14 protein-coding genes and 1 pseudogene are annotated in these 18,311 nt (G+C 38.9%); 9 read left to right on the forward strand and 6 right to left on the reverse strand.

Translation table 11 applies throughout. The features are described 5' to 3' along the window. Positions 1-81: 81 nt before the first annotated feature. Positions 82-282 (reverse strand): annotated as a pseudogene (locus tag V7L01_RS10640) (heavy-metal-associated domain-containing protein); the annotation flags it as partial. 282 nt (positions 283-564) lie between these two features. Here V7L01_RS10640 and alaS point away from each other — a divergent pair. Then, positions 565-3,207 carry an alanine--tRNA ligase gene (gene alaS, locus V7L01_RS10645; RefSeq protein ID WP_335034482.1) on the forward strand — a complete coding sequence of 881 codons (2,643 nt, stop codon included), beginning with the start codon at positions 565-567 and terminating at the stop codon, positions 3,205-3,207. An 86-nt stretch (positions 3,208-3,293) separates the two neighbouring features. Then, positions 3,294-4,289: a nucleoside hydrolase gene (locus V7L01_RS10650; protein ID WP_335034484.1), complete on the forward strand. Its 996-nt coding sequence runs from the start codon at positions 3,294-3,296 to the stop codon at positions 4,287-4,289. A 309-nt stretch (positions 4,290-4,598) separates the two neighbouring features. Here the strand turns inward: V7L01_RS10650 and V7L01_RS10655 are convergent, their stop codons facing one another. The 5 genes from V7L01_RS10655 to V7L01_RS10670 form a co-directional block, all read right to left on the reverse strand. After that, positions 4,599-5,093 (reverse strand): ureidoglycolate lyase, encoded by a 495-nt coding sequence (locus V7L01_RS10655; RefSeq protein WP_335034486.1) that lies wholly within the window; start codon positions 5,091-5,093, stop codon positions 4,599-4,601. Between the two features lie 115 nt (positions 5,094-5,208). After that, a complete protein-coding gene (locus V7L01_RS10660) occupies positions 5,209-6,228 on the reverse strand; it encodes an RNA polymerase sigma factor, RpoD/SigA family (protein ID WP_335034488.1) in 1,020 nt (339 codons plus the stop codon). A 605-nt stretch (positions 6,229-6,833) separates the two neighbouring features. Further along, a complete protein-coding gene (locus V7L01_RS35435; protein ID WP_442936961.1) occupies positions 6,834-7,031 on the reverse strand; it encodes a DUF3172 domain-containing protein in 198 nt (65 codons plus the stop codon). 258 nt (positions 7,032-7,289) lie between these two features. Further along, positions 7,290-7,718: a bifunctional diaminohydroxyphosphoribosylaminopyrimidine deaminase/5-amino-6-(5-phosphoribosylamino)uracil reductase RibD gene (locus V7L01_RS10665; protein ID WP_335034490.1), complete on the reverse strand. Its 429-nt coding sequence runs from the start codon at positions 7,716-7,718 to the stop codon at positions 7,290-7,292. 73 nt (positions 7,719-7,791) lie between these two features. Then, the gene (locus V7L01_RS10670; RefSeq protein ID WP_335034492.1) at positions 7,792-8,208 is read right to left on the reverse strand and encodes a hypothetical protein; all 417 of its coding nucleotides are present in this window, start codon (positions 8,206-8,208) and stop codon (positions 7,792-7,794) included. Between the two features lie 1,328 nt (positions 8,209-9,536). On the opposite strand from V7L01_RS10670, the gene V7L01_RS10675 reads away from it, so the two are divergent. The 7 genes from V7L01_RS10675 to V7L01_RS10705 all read left to right on the forward strand — a co-directional run bounded on the left by V7L01_RS10675 (position 9,537) and on the right by V7L01_RS10705 (position 18,302). Continuing rightward, a complete protein-coding gene (locus V7L01_RS10675) occupies positions 9,537-11,741 on the forward strand; it encodes a GumC family protein (RefSeq protein WP_335034494.1) in 2,205 nt (734 codons plus the stop codon). A 79-nt stretch (positions 11,742-11,820) separates the two neighbouring features. Further along, positions 11,821-12,762: a hypothetical protein gene (locus V7L01_RS10680; RefSeq protein WP_335034496.1), complete on the forward strand. Its 942-nt coding sequence runs from the start codon at positions 11,821-11,823 to the stop codon at positions 12,760-12,762. A 56-nt stretch (positions 12,763-12,818) separates the two neighbouring features. Further along, positions 12,819-13,841, forward strand: a complete 1,023-nt coding sequence (locus tag V7L01_RS10685) for a glycosyltransferase family 2 protein (RefSeq protein WP_335034497.1) — start codon at positions 12,819-12,821, stop codon at positions 13,839-13,841. Positions 13,842-13,880: 39 nt separating this feature from the next. Next, positions 13,881-15,203 (forward strand): flippase, encoded by a 1,323-nt coding sequence (locus V7L01_RS10690; RefSeq protein WP_335034498.1) that lies wholly within the window; start codon positions 13,881-13,883, stop codon positions 15,201-15,203. 52 nt (positions 15,204-15,255) lie between these two features. Then, positions 15,256-16,182 carry a glycosyltransferase family 2 protein gene (locus V7L01_RS10695; protein ID WP_335034500.1) on the forward strand — a complete coding sequence of 309 codons (927 nt, stop codon included), beginning with the start codon at positions 15,256-15,258 and terminating at the stop codon, positions 16,180-16,182. A 29-nt stretch (positions 16,183-16,211) separates the two neighbouring features. Continuing rightward, positions 16,212-17,432 (forward strand): O-antigen ligase family protein, encoded by a 1,221-nt coding sequence (locus tag V7L01_RS10700; RefSeq protein ID WP_335034501.1) that lies wholly within the window; start codon positions 16,212-16,214, stop codon positions 17,430-17,432. Positions 17,433-17,474: 42 nt separating this feature from the next. After that, a complete protein-coding gene (locus V7L01_RS10705; protein ID WP_335034502.1) occupies positions 17,475-18,302 on the forward strand; it encodes a class I SAM-dependent methyltransferase in 828 nt (275 codons plus the stop codon). Positions 18,303-18,311 lie beyond the last annotated feature (9 nt).

The following is an 18,311-nucleotide window of genomic DNA, read 5'->3' on the forward strand; positions in this document are numbered from 1 at the left end:
AGATTGAATTTATAAGGTAAAAAATTTACGATTTAAGTGAAGTTTCCCATAGATTAACTTCTGTGAAAAATTAGAAGCCGATCGATAACCCTCAACAGCATAACCAGCAGCAACAATTACCTGTTTGATTGAGTCCTCAGAAGCGGCTGATTCTATCGTGACAGTTTTAGCATTAACATCGACATCCACCTTGGCTTTAGGTTCCATAACGTGGATGGATTCACTAATTGTTTCTGCACATCCCTCACAAGCAATATTTGATCCTTTCAGTTGTAGTGCTATTTGTTACCTCAATATCGTATTTTAAAATTTTTCTTAAGGATTTATTTTAACCATCAAAATGCGATGTCTACAACGGACTACGCCTACGCGCATCCTTCTAAAGTAAGTAATACTAAAGTAGTAGCCTAAAAGCATCATAATAGCTGTATGTAGGTCATCGACTGGCACAATTCGCTGGCAGTAATATGAAACAAAATGCAAGAATATATAAAGCTATTTATGAAAATACACCTACCTAGTGCCGCTACGCCCAAGTATTAAAGTCTAAAGTTAAAAACACCCATGTCTTCAAATCCCCAGTACCTAAGCGGTAACGAAATTCGCAACATATTTCTCGACTTCTTTGCCCAACGGAATCACCAAATTCTCCCAAGTGCCTCCCTCGTGCCAGAAGACCCAACGGTGCTGCTGACGATCGCGGGGATGCTACCATTTAAGCCGATATTCTTGGGGCAGCGCACAGCAGAATTTAAACGGGCTACGACTTCGCAAAAGTGTATCCGCACCAACGATATCGAAAATGTCGGACGTACCAAACGGCATCAGACGTTTTTTGAGATGCTGGGTAACTTCAGCTTTGGTGATTATTTTAAAGAACAAGCGATCGCTTGGGGTTGGGAAATTTCTACACAAGTCTTTGGCATTTCCCCCCAAAATCTCGTCGTCAGCGTTTTTAAAGATGATGATGAAGCCTTTGAAATTTGGCGCGATCAAATCGGTGTGCCGATAGCAAGAATTAAACGCTTGGGCGAAGACGATAACTTTTGGGTATCTGGCCCGACTGGGCCTTGTGGCCCTTGTTCAGAAATTTATTACGACTTCCACCCAGAACGCGGTGACGAAAATATAGATTTAGAAGACGATTCCCGGTTCATCGAGTTTTACAACCTCGTCTTCATGCAATATAACCGAGATGCTTCCGGGAATTTAACGCCGCTGCAAAACAAAAATATCGACACCGGCATGGGTTTGGAGAGAATAGCGCAAATTCTCCAAAAAGTGCCCAATAACTACGAAACTGACCTGATTTTCCCAATTATCCAAACAGCAGCGCAAATTGCTGGCATTGATTACCACACCAGCGATGAAAAAACCAAAGTTTCTCTGAAAGTCATAGGCGATCACGTTCGTTCTGTTGTCCATATGATCGCCGATGAAATTCGCGCTTCCAACGTGGGACGGGGTTATGTGCTGCGGCGGTTAATTCGGCGCGTGGTGCGTCATGGGCGATTAATTGGGATTTCTGGAGAATTTACTACCCAAGTTGCCGAAACTGCGATCGCTCTTTCTGAATCAGCTTACCCCAATGTACGCCAACGGGAAGCAGCAATTAAAGCTGAGTTGCAACGGGAAGAATCGAATTTCCTCAGAACTCTGGATAGAGGCGAAAAACTACTAGAAGAAATCATCCAAGAGGTGAAACAGCGAGGGGAAACTCAAATTAGCGGTGAAAGTGCATTTACTCTTTACGATACCCACGGTTTTCCCTTTGAACTTACTCAAGAAATTGCTGAGGAAAACAACTTGACAGTTGATGTTGATGGATTCCAGAAAGCAATGGAAATCCAACAACAAGGAGGTAGAGGCGCACATGAAACCATCGATTTAACTGTACAAGGTTCCCTCGACAAACTAGCAGAACACATCCAAGTCACCGAATTTATCGGCTATACCCAATCGGCGGCGACGGCAAAAGTCGAAGCGATATTAGTAGAAGGTGTTTGCCAAGAGGAAGCAGAAGCGGGGACACAGGTGCAAATTGTCCTTGACAAAACGCCATTTTATGGTGAATCTGGGGGGCAAATCGGCGATCGCGGTTATATCTCTGGTGATGGGATCGTTGTTCGGGTGGAAGATGTGAAGAAAGAATCTGATTTCTTTGTTCACTTCGGACGCATCGAACGCGGTACACTGCGCGTAGGCGATAATGTCAGCGCCCAAATCGATCCGGCTTGTCGGCGTCGCGCCCAAGCTAACCATACCGCAACCCACCTGTTGCAAGCGGCGTTGAAGAAAATTGTTGATGATGGAATATCTCAAGCAGGTTCCCTAGTATCCTTTGACAGGTTACGCTTTGACTTCAACTGTCCCCGCGCATTGACAGCAGAGGAAGTGCAACAAATTGAAGAACAGGTGAACACTTGGATTGCTGAAGCACATGCTGCAAAGGTGGAAGTATTACCTTTAGCAGAGGCTAAAGCTAGGGGTGCTGTTGCCATGTTTGGCGAAAAATACGGAGAGGAAGTGCGCGTGATTGACTTCCCTAGCGTATCAATGGAACTATGCGGTGGGACTCATGTCAGTAATACTGCTGAAATTGGCGTGTTCAAGATTATTTCCGAAGCTGGCGTAGCTTCTGGAGTGCGGCGCATTGAAGCTGTTTCGGGGCCAGCAATACTCGATTATCTCAACCTTCGGGATAAAGTAGTCAAGGATTTGAGCGATCGCTTTAAAGTTAAACCCGAAGAATTACCAGACAGAATCACAAGTCTGCAAAGCGAACTTAGAAATAGCCAAAAGGAACTAGAAACCTTAAAGGTACAGTTAGCGATCGCAAAATCTGATAGCTTGCTGCAAACAGCGGAATCTGTAGGCGATTCTAAAATTATCGTCGCCCAATTAGAAGATGTCGATCCAGAATCATTGAAAACCGCAGCCGAACGCTTACTGCAAAAAATCGGTAACGGTGCAGTGGTGCTAGGTTCTGTTCCTGAAGCAGGGAAAGTTAGTATAGTTGCAGCTTTTAGTTCTGAAACGAACAAAAAAGGTTTGCAAGCTGGTAAATTTGTCGGTGCGATCGCTAAAATCTGCGGTGGCGGTGGCGGTGGAAGACCGAACTTAGCCCAAGCAGGCGGACGGGATGCGAGTAAATTACCAGAAGCGTTGGAACAAGCAAAAAGTGAGTTAAAGTCCGCGTTGGGTTAACCATTTTCTGGTTCAACGAGAGGGAGAAGTGTAACGCACCGCTCGAATTGGTGCGTTACTGCTAGTTCTAGAGAGCAGCAATCAGCATGATAAACCTTCAAAATCAGCCCGTCCCAGTGATAGTAGATACAGATGGTGGTGTTGATGATGCTTTGGCTTTGATTATGGCATTGAATTCACCCCAACTAGACTTAAAAGCAGTCACCGTTGTCGCTGGCAATATTAACGTAGATCGGGCTGCTAATAATGTGTTGCGCGTAATGAGTATTGTCGAACCCGAAACTTTACCCATCGTTGCTAAAGGCTGTGAAAAACCACTGGTAAAACCGACCTTTAATGCAGCGGGGATTCATGGTAGAGATGGTCTTGGCGAACTCGATCGCTTCAAGGAAACTGATGGTACACCTCGCTATCCCAAACTTACTATTGAGCCATCTACAGAGAATGCGATCGATCTGCTTCTCAAAGCAGCTCAAGAGTATGGCGACAGTCTGACTATTATTGCTTTAGGGCCGCTTACGAATGTAGCAACAGCGATTCAGAAAGATGCCGCAACGATGAAAAAAATCGGGCGAATTGTCATCATGGGTGGGGCTGTGACTGTACCCGGAAATATTACAGCCGCGGCGGAATTTAACTTTTTTGTAGATCCCGATGCGGCTCAAATCGTAATGGAATCGGGAATTCCCCTGATTTTAGTTGGTTTAGATGTGACGATGAAAGCCCCCTTAGCACGCCAGGTTGTTGAAGAAAATTTACAGCGTCATCCTTCAAAAGTTACCCAGTTTATTGCCGATTGCACTGAAATTTATATGGCTTTCCATCGTGACAATGAAGGCTTTTACGGGTGTTATCTACACGATCCCTTAGCTATGGCGGTTGCTATCGATCCTAGTCTAGTCAAAACAGAGTCTCTCTATGTAACGGTGGAAACTGAAGGACGATTTACTACTGGAATGTCATTGGCAGATCGACGCGATCGCAGAGATGAAAACGCTAATCCGCCCAATGTTGAGGCTTGTTTAGATGTGGATACTGAACGGTTTATGCAGCTATTTGCTCAACTTGGTACTGGAATTTAGATGAGTCTCTGCTGCAAAATTAGCGATCGCCTGTTTTTTATTGGAAAAACCAGATAAAATAAATAGCTATTTGTAACTTAATTTCTCATAAGTTTCTAATTAAATACCCTTATTTAAGGTTGAAGAAGTTTAATACTTCTTCATTGAATTGACGAATTTACTTGTCCGCTATCATTATAATCTCAGCACATTATAACCAAATGGATCTACCTCTTGAACTAATCCTTCCTTCTGTGAAAAATAGATTCAAATGGGCCAACTGATTTAAGAAAATGGCTTGTTTATGCCCATAATTAGATCCAATCTCACCTAAACCATCTCAAACTCTAATTGATGACTCTTGAGAAAATCATGGGTGAAACGATCCACCACATTTGTATCAGCTAGTTCCAAATTATAAAAATCCACAGCTTCATGGTCAAAATGGGGCCCAGCGTGCCAAGTACCCTCATGTAGCTTGATAAAACAATTCCCCGGAATGCGGAAAGCAGCAATCTCTTCTAATGCTGGTTCATTCACATCATTATAAGGAGGACAAACTGCAATTAACCAATCTTTCCCTTCCAAAGAACCCAGGCATTGAGTGCATTGCACATGACGAGTAATTTTGTGAAACTTTCGCCCTCTCTTCTCCAACCGCATAACATAAAATCGTGGAATCCCGTTTTGCAGGTTTAAGTGGGCATCTTCCCCATCATAAGCTTTGCCATCAAGACTAGCAAAAATCACCTGTCCATAACGCCGAAAGTTTTCAGAAGTCACCCATTGTGCCTGCAATTGTTGCACTGTCTTTGATGTGCTCATATCAAATCTTTGAGAGAGATTACTTGGGTTTATTTTCTCCCAAAATGACTGAATTTTATACAGCCATTATGGTGACCTCCTGAGTTTAAATGCTCTAGATTGTGAAAAAATAACCTTAGCTAGCTAGATAACTACGTACTTGTTCCTTTTGGCGTCGGAGGAGACTGAGAGCTTTTTGCTCTATTTGACGCACCCGTTCTCGACTAATACCCATGCGATCGCCAATCTGTGCTAGAGAAAGTTCATATCCATCAGTCAGACCAAAGCGTAAGGTTAATATTTCTCGTTGCTGGGGAGACAGCTTTGCCAACAAGTCTTGTAAGTCTTGGTGGAGAGATTCTTCAACAGCATAGTCTTCCGGAGAAGGGCCATCATCCTCCAGTATGTCCTGCAATTCTGTATCTTGTTGTTCGCCAACTCGCGCCTCTAAGGAGAAGGGTTGACGGGCCAAATACAAACACTCTCGAACTTGGCTAGGTGTCAAAGATAACGCATTGGCAATTTCAGCAGTAGTGGGAACCCGACCTAGCTGTTGAGATAATTCTCGTTGCACGCGCTTAATTTTGTTCAGTTTCTCAAAGACGTGGATAGGTAAGCGAATTGTACGTCCTTGTTGAGCGATCGCTCGTGTAATTCCTTGACGAATCCACCAGTAAGCGTAGGTAGAAAACTTATAACCAAGAGCAGGATCAAATTTATCCACCCCTCGCTCTAAACCCAAAGTACCTTCTTGAATTAGATCCATAAATTCCAAGTTACGGTGCTGGTATTTCTTCGCCACTGCTACCACTAACCGGAGATTAGCCTGAATCATTTTCTGCTTGGCTTGGTGTCCTAAATTTAGCTGTTGCTCTAACACCTCAACACTTAACTCCACTCGATCTGCCCATTCTTGCAGCGTGGGTTCCTGCTTTAATTTCACAGCCAATTCTTCCTTAGCAGCTATGAAATTCATCATCTGCTGCACTTGTTGAGCAAAAATAACCTCTTGTTCGCGAGTCAACAAATCTACACGCCCGATCTCTTGCAGATAACTACGTACAATATCATCTGTAGATCGAGGCTTTTTATCTGCGGCTAAACTTTTTTTCTTGGTTTTTTGAACTTCGGTATGTGTAGATGTTAAGTTGCTCATGGTTATTTGCTCCTCTGTAACCTCATCAAGTTATTGGTATCAAGTCTAGATATTCAGACCCTTAGCCATTTCACACTGCTAATCAAGACAATTGGCAATACTGATGAATTCTGGTCTATGATACATTACAAGTCAATTCTTGGAGATAATAAACCCAAAATCAACCCACCCCTTAATAGTAACATCATCAACAGTGACAAATCAATTCCCCCAAGTACGAACGGCATAAGTTTTGAAGTAAGTACGCTCCTTTATTAGGGTTTTTGCAGATTTTTAAACACAATTATGTTTAGTTTAATTATCCAATGCACTTAAGGGAACAAATGAAGAATTTATTAAGCGGCGGTTTAATTACCTAAAAAACAAAATACTAACAGCAAATACCAATATAATTCGGAATTATTAAATCACAGATTTTTTAAGTGTTAATAGTATGGTTATACATCAATGTAATTCTGATTAAATGAAAATTCATTAAACACCAAATGTCTATTTTTACCTCTAACGTTTTGTTAGATAATCCAATCATATCAAGCTAGGTACATAGCTCGTTAACCATGAAAGAAAGTCCTTTTCTTACTCCCCCCGATCGAGAACAGCTTTGTTTAGTAATTTAGGATGACAAAGACGCAGGTATGTGTGAGAATTGCACTTGTGTCATACTGAACGCAGACATGTGTATCGGATACAGCATTATCAATGTAATTACTCCTGGAGACATTTTCTGAACTAAAAGTGGTAACAGTGGTCAGATTAACACCAAGAATAATACTTGGCAAGACAGCAACACCCGCGATCGCCACTAATATCCATTGAAGCGAAAAGATTTTTGTTCAGGAGTGGGTAGTTGATTGTTATGCAGCATAAGAGCGACAAGGTTCCCCGCTTGTTGGAGAAATAGGAAATAGTCTGAGACTCTTAACAAAGCAATATCTCACACCTTTCTCGCTTACTAATTTTCACCTTAAGTTGACACAAAAGCACAGTTATGCATTTATAGAAGGGATTGACTTCTTGCAAAGATTTTTAGGAAAATAGTACTATATTGAAATTTTCAACCATCACTTTAGTAGATATTGGTTAAGAAAAGCATTCACCTCATTGGCGCATAACCCGACATTAACTGTCTTTCCTGCTTTTGTGAGCATGTCTAATCCTTGACCATTATTGCGAGAGTCTGGATCGACTATAGATACATATATTTCCTGTATGCGACTATCTTCAGCGATCGCTAAAGCACATGCAGGTGTGCGTCCATGAAAAGAACAAGGTTCAAGAGTTACATAGATTTTCAAGAATTTGAAAGCTTTGCCTTGAATCTGCTTAAGTGCGTCAGCCTCAGCATGGTGTTTTCCTGGCGATCGCGTGTATCCTTGAGCTACTATCTCTTGGGCATCTACGATTACACAGCCTACTGGTGGGTTCGGCAAACATTCCGGCAAAGCTTTTCTGCTTTGAGCTAAAGCAGCCAGCATAAATATTTCATCCATGTTTTAGCGTAAATTGTCTAGATAAATTACACAACCAAGAATTTAGTTATCTCTTGTTAAAAAAGTTCCTATATTAAAAATTAGTAACTGTCACACTAATACCAGAATCGAGTTTAGGAACCTTGAGATATTCAATTGGCTCAGTACTTTGAGACGTTTGGGTATTTGTTGGCTTTTGACATTGCTTAAAGAAAGCGTCTGGGTTATTGATGAACTCAAGCGGGTTAATCTTTTGGCAGCCTTGCTCCCGCACTAGCGAAATTGATTCAGCAGTTTGTTTAGGATTATTAGTCTTTCCAATAAAATTACTCCATGTAGTGTTAATCGTGGCTGGTTCCGTCAATAAAACTCCAGCCTGATTGCGATAGAGAAACGGCTCCTTTGGAGCATTGCCTGTTCTCATGGGAACATTTTCTTGGTTAGCATAGGCACTCTGGGAGAGAGCTAATGCGCTAATCACAACAACTAAGGTGATAGGAGAGGATTTCATAATTAAATCTCTCAACATTTAATGTCAGTTTACTAATTACAATTGGCTAGATACAGAAACCAAAAAATAGCAGCCTAGTTTGAGTACTTCAGATTAACACAAGTATTAAGAAGTATCGCTAAACTTCATTAAAAATATAGTGAAGTTTAGTTATATCTAGGCTTTTGTCTAGCAGGAGGCACTTGACACTCACCTGTTATCTGCCTCCTACTGCAACTGTGCTAAGTTATATTCTCTTAGCCGTATTAATCAGTAGTCCTGCGTAAAAATTTGTCGTTATTAGAAGGCAGAAAACAGACAGAAGCTTGAGTGCCTCTAACTTCAAAGAGCCAGGGAGGGAGAGGCTTATAGCGTAGTTTTTCTTTCTTTATATAGTTTGGTTTTTTTGTGCCAACCTACTTAATGTCCGTTTATACCTATTATCTCTTGCTATACGTACATACAGATAAAACAACATACATATATATGTTGTTAGATAAATCTTGAAAAGAGTATTTTGCATCTATTGCAGAATACAAACGAGGCGATTGCAAGTTTACCGATAAACCTAAAATACCGATATAAGCCCAAGTACGGGCACTGTGTTGTAATTTTCACACCTCAAGCCACGTCAAAAAACTCTTTCACCAGTCTAGATAAATTAAACTGCTCGCAAGTCTTTACAAGTTCTATATTAAAATCACACAATCTTAGTATTTCCAGTCCCGTATCGTTCTCAAAATTGACCATTATTCAGAGCAAGAATTAATTGTTGCTAAAAGCTTTTAAAGAGCTTGCATAAATATCTATACAGTCTTTCCATGTCTCTCTTTTCACTGCACAAACTCTATCTCTGAGGTCATTCCATTGCTTATAGGCTGGCAAAATTGCCCTATTCCTTACCCTTAACGAATTAATTACTCTTGTCTTTTCACAACCACCAAATGGGTAGGGAATATACTGGCATGTATGAATTCTTTGTAAAGTTATCCAATTAAGTCTTCTTACATAATATGATATTGAGTATAAGATTGCTAATCACTACTTGCATCAGTAATAACACAAAACTAAGTTCACAAAAAAATGGAAAGCCTCTAAATCAGGGAGTAAATAGATAGTGAGTTATCCTGTTTCTGCTGTCAGGTTAATATCAATCAACCTAGTTTACAATTGCGACTGATAAAACTATTAGTTGACTTCAGATATTGAATAACGTCAACAACAAGGCATTAGCTGACAATCAACGCAAATATTACCATCGCAAAGTAGACTCCAGTGCTACTGTCGGAAAAATACTGAGAAATATCTGCTGTAAGTAAATAGTCTTTTTTATAAAGTTTGTATATATTATGACGATGGAATCTTTACCGAACTTTGAAGAAATAAATATTCAGAAATACTTAGAAGTTCTTCAACGGCGTTGGCTACCTATAGTCGGAATTTTTAGCATCGCTGTTACCCTTGGATGCTTGTATGCATTTTCACTCAAACCCTCATACAAGGCAGAAGCGAGTTTGATGATTAAAACAAACCGCTCTTCCTCCCTCACAGGGTTACCAGAAGACATAGGACGCCTGGAAGCTTTGAATGTGAACGACAATCCTGTGGAAACTCAGGTGAGAATTGTTGGTTCAAATCCAGTGATTGAGAAAACAATTAATTCCCTCAACCTCAAAGATAGTAAAGGTAAACCGCTGTCCATTAGCGACTTGGCAAAACAACTAAAAATAGAAGGTATCAAAGGCACTGATATTGTACAACTTTCTTATAAAGGCAGTAATCCTGAACTAGCTGCCAAAGTCGTCAATAAAGTTATCGACAGTTATATCGATTTAAATATCAAGGCTAATCAGAATGAAGCACTGACAGCTAAAGAGGTTCTCGTAACGGAAGTGCCCAAAGCTGAGGAAGTTGTCAGAAGAGCCGAATCAAAACTGCGGCTATTTAAAGAAAAGAATAAAGTTGTTGTTCTGGAACAAGAAGCAACCGCCGCAGTCGATACGATTTCCAAGTTAGGAAACCAAATTTCTCAATCTTTAGCTCAACTAGATGATGTCAAAGGTCGTTTAGAACAGTTACGCAGTGAAGCTCAGGTAGATTCACAGCAAGGTGTAATCGCATCTGAATTGAGTCAAGCACCTGGAGTTCAAAAAGTCCTTGCCCTACTTCAAGAAACAGAAAGCCAACTGGCACTAGAACGGACTCGTTTTTCGCCTGAACATCCTACAATTACTAACTTAGAAGAAAAAATCGTAGCTCTTAAAAGCTTGCTAAAAGAGCGGACAGGACAAGTAGCGGGTACAGCGCAGATAACAGAGGGAAGTTTACAGGTTGGACAACTGCGGCAAAGCCTAATTGCAGATATTACTCGTGCTCAAGCAGAACGGGTTGGTCTAGAAAGACAAATTGGCACACTCTTGCGACAGCAAGATGCCTATATCAAACGAGCAAATAATTTGCCAAGGTTAGAACAAAGTCAACGAGAGCTAGAACGGAAACTACAAGCAGCTAAAACAACTTATGAAACACTCTTAAAGAAACGCCAAGAAATCGATATTGCACAAAACCAAAAGATTCCCAATGCTCGTGTAATTTCCTATGCCTTAGTCCCCGATAAAGCAGAAGGCCCTCGCAAAATCCTGTTTATTATTGGAGGAGGAGGAATTGGCCTTTTCTTGGGTATCATTGTCGCCTTTAGTATAGATTTGATAGACCGCTCGGTGAAGACCGTCAAAGAAGCCAAAGAAGTCTTGAAATACAGTGTTTTGGGAGTTATTCCGACACAAGGTAGAAATGGTAAAGCTCATTCTTCTATAGCGGGACTCGATAGAGCTGTTCCCAAAATCATTGGCAGAGATATTCCTTACTTTCCTCTTGGTAACGCATACCAAATACTACAAGTGAACTTGAAGTTCCTTTGTTCTGATAAACCGCTCAAAAGCATAGTAGTTACAAGTTCTGTTCCCAAAGAAGGAAAGTCTGACGTATCTGCAAATTTAGCTGTGACTATGGCTCAAGCGGGGCGTCGGGTGTTGTTGGTGGATGCAGATATGCGTCATCCCATACAGCATCATATCTGGGGGCTAACAAATACAATGGGTCTAAGTAATGTAATTGTTGGTCAAGTTCCTTTAGATGCAGTTGTGCAAGAAGTGATGCCTAATCTGGAGGTTCTTAGTTCTGGAGTTTTGCCTCCCAATCCAGTAGCAATGCTAGATTCTCAACGCATGGCAACATTAATTAGTAACTTTGAGAGAGATTACGATCTTGTAATTTTTGACACCCCCCCTCTGTCAGGAATAGCAGATGCGGCTGTTTTAAGCACCCTCACTGACGGTATCTTATTAGTCGTTCGTCCTGGAGTGGTTGACTTGAACAGTGCGAGTTCAGCTAAAGAGTTTTTAACTCAGTCAGGTCAAAAGGTGTTAGGGATAGTCATCAACGGTGTGAATACTAAAAATGAACCTAATAATTATTTTTATGGCACCAAAAAACGACAAATTGAACAAGATTTAGTATCTAGCAGCATAACCAAATTTACCAAAGAGCGTTAAGTTCTCCTATAGATTGCGAAAGCAACCCTCACTACAACCATCTAACCCCCATTTTTGACTGTAGGACAGGACTAGATTAATGACATTAAGCAAAGATATCAAGCAATTTGTAAAATCAAATACTCCATTAGCTAAATGGAAAGGCTCTGTTTATAGAAAAACAATAATTATCAAAAATTATGTGAAAAATTATGATATATCTCGCCAAATTTTATCTCCTCAGCAGAGTAACGAATTAGTTGGCAATCTTGTTAAAGATAGTAAACCTTTTATGATTTCTCGCTTTGGCAGCACAGAAGCTTATTGTGTACATGAATACCTCAAAGGAGGTTATAAGGAAGCGATATTTAAGTCAATATCTAATGATTCGGGGTTTTTCCCCGTAGATAAAAAACATCTAGACCGATTTAGTAAACTTTTTATAGAATCGTCAAAATCTATAGATGTTCTGGGAGTATGGTTTCAAACTGGAGAGCCGGAAATTATCAGAAATTCTTGCCGTAAAGCTTCTTTTGTGGAACTAAATACACTGGAACCTTATTATCACAACGATCCTTGGAGCAAGAACCTTGAGGGGAAAAAGGTTTTAGTGATTCATCCTTTTGCAGAAACAATTTCATCACAATACAAAAACCATAGAAAGTTACTTTTTGAAAACCAAAATATTCTGCCTGAATTTGAATTAACTACCTTCAAAGCAGTTCAGTCTCTGGCTGGAACTCAAACTCAGTTCAATACTTGGTTCGATGCTTACGATTGGATGTGTAACAAGATTAAAGATCGAGATTTTGACATAGCTATTATAGGATGCGGTGCTTATGGACTTCCATTAGCTGCTTACATTAAATCTCTGGGTAAACAGGCTGTGCATCTTGGAGGAGCAACTCAAATTCTTTTTGGAATCAAAGGGAACCGTTGGGATAAAATTCCCTTTTTTCAGTCTCTTTATAATGAATATTGGGTGAGGTGTAGACCTGACGATATCCCTACAAATCCTTCAAGATACCCAGCCTATTGGTAATTATAGATTGACAAAACTATCTGTGCTGTTTTTGTTCTCTGCCGAGGTATTTTTATATGGATCGAAATCAAATTAAAACAACTTGTTTAATTAATAATTATAATTATGCTGAATTTGTATCAGAAGCAATTAATAGTGCTTTAAATCAAACAGTGGAATTTGATGAAATTATAATTGTTGATGATGCATCCACAGATAATTCTGCGGAAGTCATCGTTAAATTTACTCAATTAGCTAATGTTAAATCTATCTTTAAAGAAAAAAATCAAGGACAGTTATCATCCTTTAACGAAGGATTTTTAGCTGCAACTGGGGATATTATATTTTTTTTAGACGCCGATGATATTTATGAACCTCAATATTTAGAAACCGCGCTGGATTTTTATAATAGACATAGTGAATGTGATTTTACATTTTGTGCATATAAAAAATTTGGGGCAGTGGAAGGAACATTTCAAACTGATGCAGTTGATTTAGATTTGGGTTATTCAGTAATCAGAACTTTATATACTGGTGAATGGATTGGCTCCATCACTTCAACATTATCTATACGTAGAGATATAATTAGAAAATTTTTACCTATTCCAAATATAGAAGATTGGCGTGTAAGGGCTGATGACTGTTTGATATGGGGAGCTTCTTTAGTAGGGGCTAAAAAGTTTTATATGGCTAAACCTTTAGTCATGTATAGAATACATCAAAACAATCAATATCATAACAATAAGTTTTTAGGCATAGACAACAACTATGAATACAAGAGATTCTGGAAACGTAATTCCTTATTTAATTACATCCTGCAAAAAAACAATTTTAGTTTACCGTTATTATTGGCTTACACTTCTCTCAATGAGTTAAAAACAATCCCATGTCCAAAGCTTGAAAATTTTATTTCATACTTGAAAATAATATTTTTGTTTGAGCCTAGTTTATTTTGGAAAACCAAAGGCATTGTTTTGTTATTTAGCTATTTTTTGATAACTTTGATGCGTGTTCAATTAAAAACTGCAATAAGTAATGCGAAATTCTGGATAAATGCCCGTCATTTTGCACCTTGGAAAAAATTGCAAGATAGAGCTTGATAGGGATGGAGAATATCACATGATTAATTCGTAAAAATAATGTTAAGTAAATTAAAAATTAAAAACTTATCAAATTTTAAATCTCGTTCTGGGCTGCGTGCAATTGTTGCCAATACAGGTTGGTTGTTTGCTGACCGCATTCTACGTATGGGTGCAAGCTTGGTCGTAGGAGTATGGGTAGCACGCTACTTAGGAGTACAGCAGTATGGCCTGTTTAACTATGCTTTAGCTTTTGTTGCCTTATTTAGCCCAATTTTCACTTTAGGACTAGACGACGTAGTAGTTCGTCATCTTGTCCGTAAATCATCAAACAAAGAGGAAATTTTAGGAACCAGTTTTTGGTTAAAATTGCTGGGTGGAATTGCTTCTGTCTTATTGGCAGTTAGCACTATGTTTTTCTTAGGTGAACATGAAACACTGAAGATATCGCTAGTTGCAATTTTAGGAATGGCGGGAATTTTTAGAGCGGCTGATACTATTGAACTGTGGTTTCAATCACAGGTGCAGTCAAAATACACTGTAATCGCTAAAAATACAGCCTTTCTGCTAAATAGTGTCATCAAAATCGCACTAATTTTAACAAAAGCACCATTGCTAGCTTTTGCTTGGGTAACATTAGCAGAATTTGCGATGAGTGCAATTGGGTTGCTGATTGTTTACCAAGTCAAAGGGTCTTCATTGTGGTTATGGCGTTGGAATTTCGCTGCTGCCAAAACTCTTCTGAAAGAGAGTTTACCTCTAATTTTTTCGGGGTTCGCTATCATGATTTTTATGAGAATAGATCAGGTGATGTTAGGTCAAATGATCGGAGATAGTGAGGTTGGAGTTTATTCTGCTGCTGTACGTGTTTCTGAAATTTGGTATTTTATTCCGGGGGCTATTGTTTCTTCTGTTGCTCCTGCAATTTACGCAGCTAAGGAAAAATCAGAAAGTCTTTACTATCAGCGAATAGGACAATTATTCAGCCTAATGACATGTATATCATTGGCAATTGCTCTTCCAATGTCATTATTGTCTGACAAGATAATTATGGTGATGTTTGGAAGTGGATATGCAGAAGCAGGAGCAATATTAGCAGTTCATATTTGGACTTCTTTATTCGTATTTATGGGTCTTGCAACGTCACCTTGGTTTATTGCTGAAGGTTTGAACCACGTTTCTTTAGGTAAGACTTTGTTTGGAGCAATATTAAACATTGTCCTCAATTTATTACTTATTCCTAAATATGCAGGACTTGGGGCTGCGATCGCAACAATAATATCTCAAGCTGCTGCTGCTTTTCTGTGCAATGCATTTGATTCAAGAACACAAAAAATATTTAAGATTCAGGTGCGATCGCTTCTTCCATTTTATAAATATTGAGCGTTCTTATCTAACATTTGTATATCAAGCACATTAGCCAAGTTAATCAAAGATGGAAACCCCAGTAACTTTTATTATTTTCAAGCGACCACAAACAACAGAGAAAGTTTTTGAAGCTATTCGCCAAGCCAAGCCAAGAAAACTTTTTGTAATTGCAGATGGCCCTCGTATTGACCGCGAAGGTGAAGCAGAAAAGTGTGAAGCAACTCGCGCAATTATTGAAAGAGTTGATTGGGAATGTGATGTTATCAAGAATTATTCTAATATCAATTTAGGCTGTGCAAAACGAGTATCTAGTGGTTTAGATTGGGTATTTAATAATGTTGAAGAGACAATTATTCTAGAAGATGATTGTATCCCTCACCCAACATTTTTTAGATTTAGCGAACAATTGCTAGAAAAATATAGAAACGATACCAGAGTTGCCACAATCTCTGCTCAAAATCTTCAATTTGGACGGAAACGCACAAATTACAGTTACTATTTTTCTCGCTACAATCACTGCTGGGGTTGGGCAAGTTGGAGACGTGCTTGGCAACATTATGATTTGACCATCAAACTCTGGAAAGAGGTGCAGGCAGAAAACCTTTTACATGACATTCTTGTAGACCAAAAAGCAGTCAGCTATTGGCGACGAATATTTCAGTCTGTTTATAACAATCCTACAGGTATAACCTGGGATTACCAATGGACTTTTGCTTGCTGGATGCAGGGTAGTTTAAGCATTATTCCCAATGTCAATTTAATCTCTAATGTTGGTATTGGTGCCGATGCAACTCATTTCACTTCCAACCAAGAATTTTCGTTTATCAATATGCCGATGCAAGCGCTGGAATTTCCCTTAAAACATCCACCGTTTATTGTGAGGAATATAGAGGCAGATAACTTCACACAAAAAACTGTTTTTAAAGCAACTGCGTTAGATATTTTTAAAGAGGAAGTGAAGAAAAGATTGAACTACTCAACGATAAATAAATAGTGATATATTTAATACATACAATATCAGACATGAAAGTAAAACTAACAGAAAAAATATTAACTATTTTGCTATTACTGATTGCTGTAGGGGCATTAACAATACACCCCGCGCAAGAAGTTTCTATGTCTACCCTTGGAGGCGATAAGGTAGATACTTTATTCAATATAGTTTCATATTTAATCTTATTTTATTTCTTAATCTTATACTGGAAAGGTTTTATTTATGTAATTACCAAAAGTCCATTACAGTTTTTTTTACTAGCAATAGTTATATTTTCTATATTGTGGTCAGAAGACTTAAGTTCTACTCTGAAAGATATAAAAGGTCTAATCCGGATATATTTTCTTGCAATCTATTTGGCAATGCGTTATCCCCTTAGGGAACAAATGAGGCTAATAGCTTGGGCGCTTGGGGTAGCGGCATTATTATCTATGTTCTTCTCTGCATTCATGCCAGGCTATATTCACAAATCACCTGAATTAGCAGATATGTGGAGCGGAATTTATGGTCATAAAAATGAATTAGGTTACATGATGAATTGGAGCGCAGGAGTTTTTTTACATCTTGCTCTTAGTAGCTATCGATATCGCTGGTTGATGTGGGCACTATGTGGGTTATCTATATGTCTAATTATCCTTACACGTTCAACAACATCTTTGGCTATCCTATTGTCAATGATATTACTTTTGCCTTTCTACCAATCCTTTAAAAAGACTAATTACAAATTACAAGTTATCCTGATTACTTCAGCTTTAATGTTACTGATTATTTTTTCGATGTTATTGATCAATAATGCCGAAACTATAGTTGGTACTTCTGGTAAAGACCTTACCTTGAATGGGCGCTCCGATCTCTGGGAATTAGTGATACCCAAGGTTTTGGAAAGACCTTGGCTAGGTTATGGATATTCTGGCTTTTGGACTAGTAATGCTGCATCTAAACTGAGAGCCACTTATGATTGGGCAAGTAATGCTCACAATGGCTTTTTGCAACTATTGTTAGAGTTAGGATTTTTAGGTTTCTTGACTTTTGCAGCAGGATTTATCCGATTCTTTGTAATGGCACTGACTCGAATTGTTTCAGTAGCAGAAAAACCGGAAGATTATTGGCCAATGCAGATGCTACTTATCATCGTCATAGTCAATTTCTCAGAAGCAAGATTATTAACTCCAAGTTGGAATTGGTTAATGTATGTCACAACCTCGCTATCTCTGACTCTTAGTTTTCAGCGGATACCAATATATAAATAGGTAGATAGTTTACATACTTGCATAATTGAAAGGAGAAAAAACATGAAAAAGTTAAATTTTGGATGTGGACACAGATTCTCACCTGAATGGATAAATATAGATTTTAATTCTGAGCATCCTGAAGTAATTGCCCATAACTTACTGCAACCACTTCCATACCCTAAAGATTATTTCGATGTAATTTATAGCAGTCATGTCCTAGAGCATTTCTCTAAAGACACGGGAGAAATGCTGGTCAAAGAATGCTATAGAGTTCTAAAACCTCAAGGCATTTTACGTATTGTTGTTCCTGACTTAGAACGAACATGCCGTGAATATTTAAGAATTATCGACAGTATTGAAAATCAGGAATCAAGGAAACAATATGAATGGATTATTATTGAGTTAATCGACCAATTAGTCAGGACAGAACATGGCGGACTGATGAAAAGTTATTGGCGACAAGTTCTTGAAAAGAATGATGAGTCATCCATAAACTATGTAGAAGCAAGGACAGGTGTTAAAATCAATGAAGAGGTAGCAATTAATAGTACTATCCCTTTGTTGCAAAAAGTATTTAATATCAATCAAAATCAACTCAGAAATAAATTCAAATACCTCTATATTGACATGGTAAAGAAGTTGATACCGAGGTATGTCCGCAAGTCTATGATAGATGAAACCTCTCTTGGGGAAAAACATAAGTGGATGTATGATAGCTATAGTATGAAAACTCTCTTTGAAAGAGTTGGTTTTTCGGATATTAAATTTTTGGATGCCCATACAAGTGATATTCCAAACTTTAGTGATGAAGTCTTAGATATTAACGCTGATGGAACAGTATATCTACCAGGCTCGTTATATTGTGAGGGCATCAAGCCAAATAAATAAATAATAGTG

It is taken from the genome of Nostoc sp. (assembly GCF_036917095.1).
Classification (GTDB): Bacteria; Cyanobacteriota; Cyanobacteriia; order Cyanobacteriales; family Nostocaceae; genus Nostoc.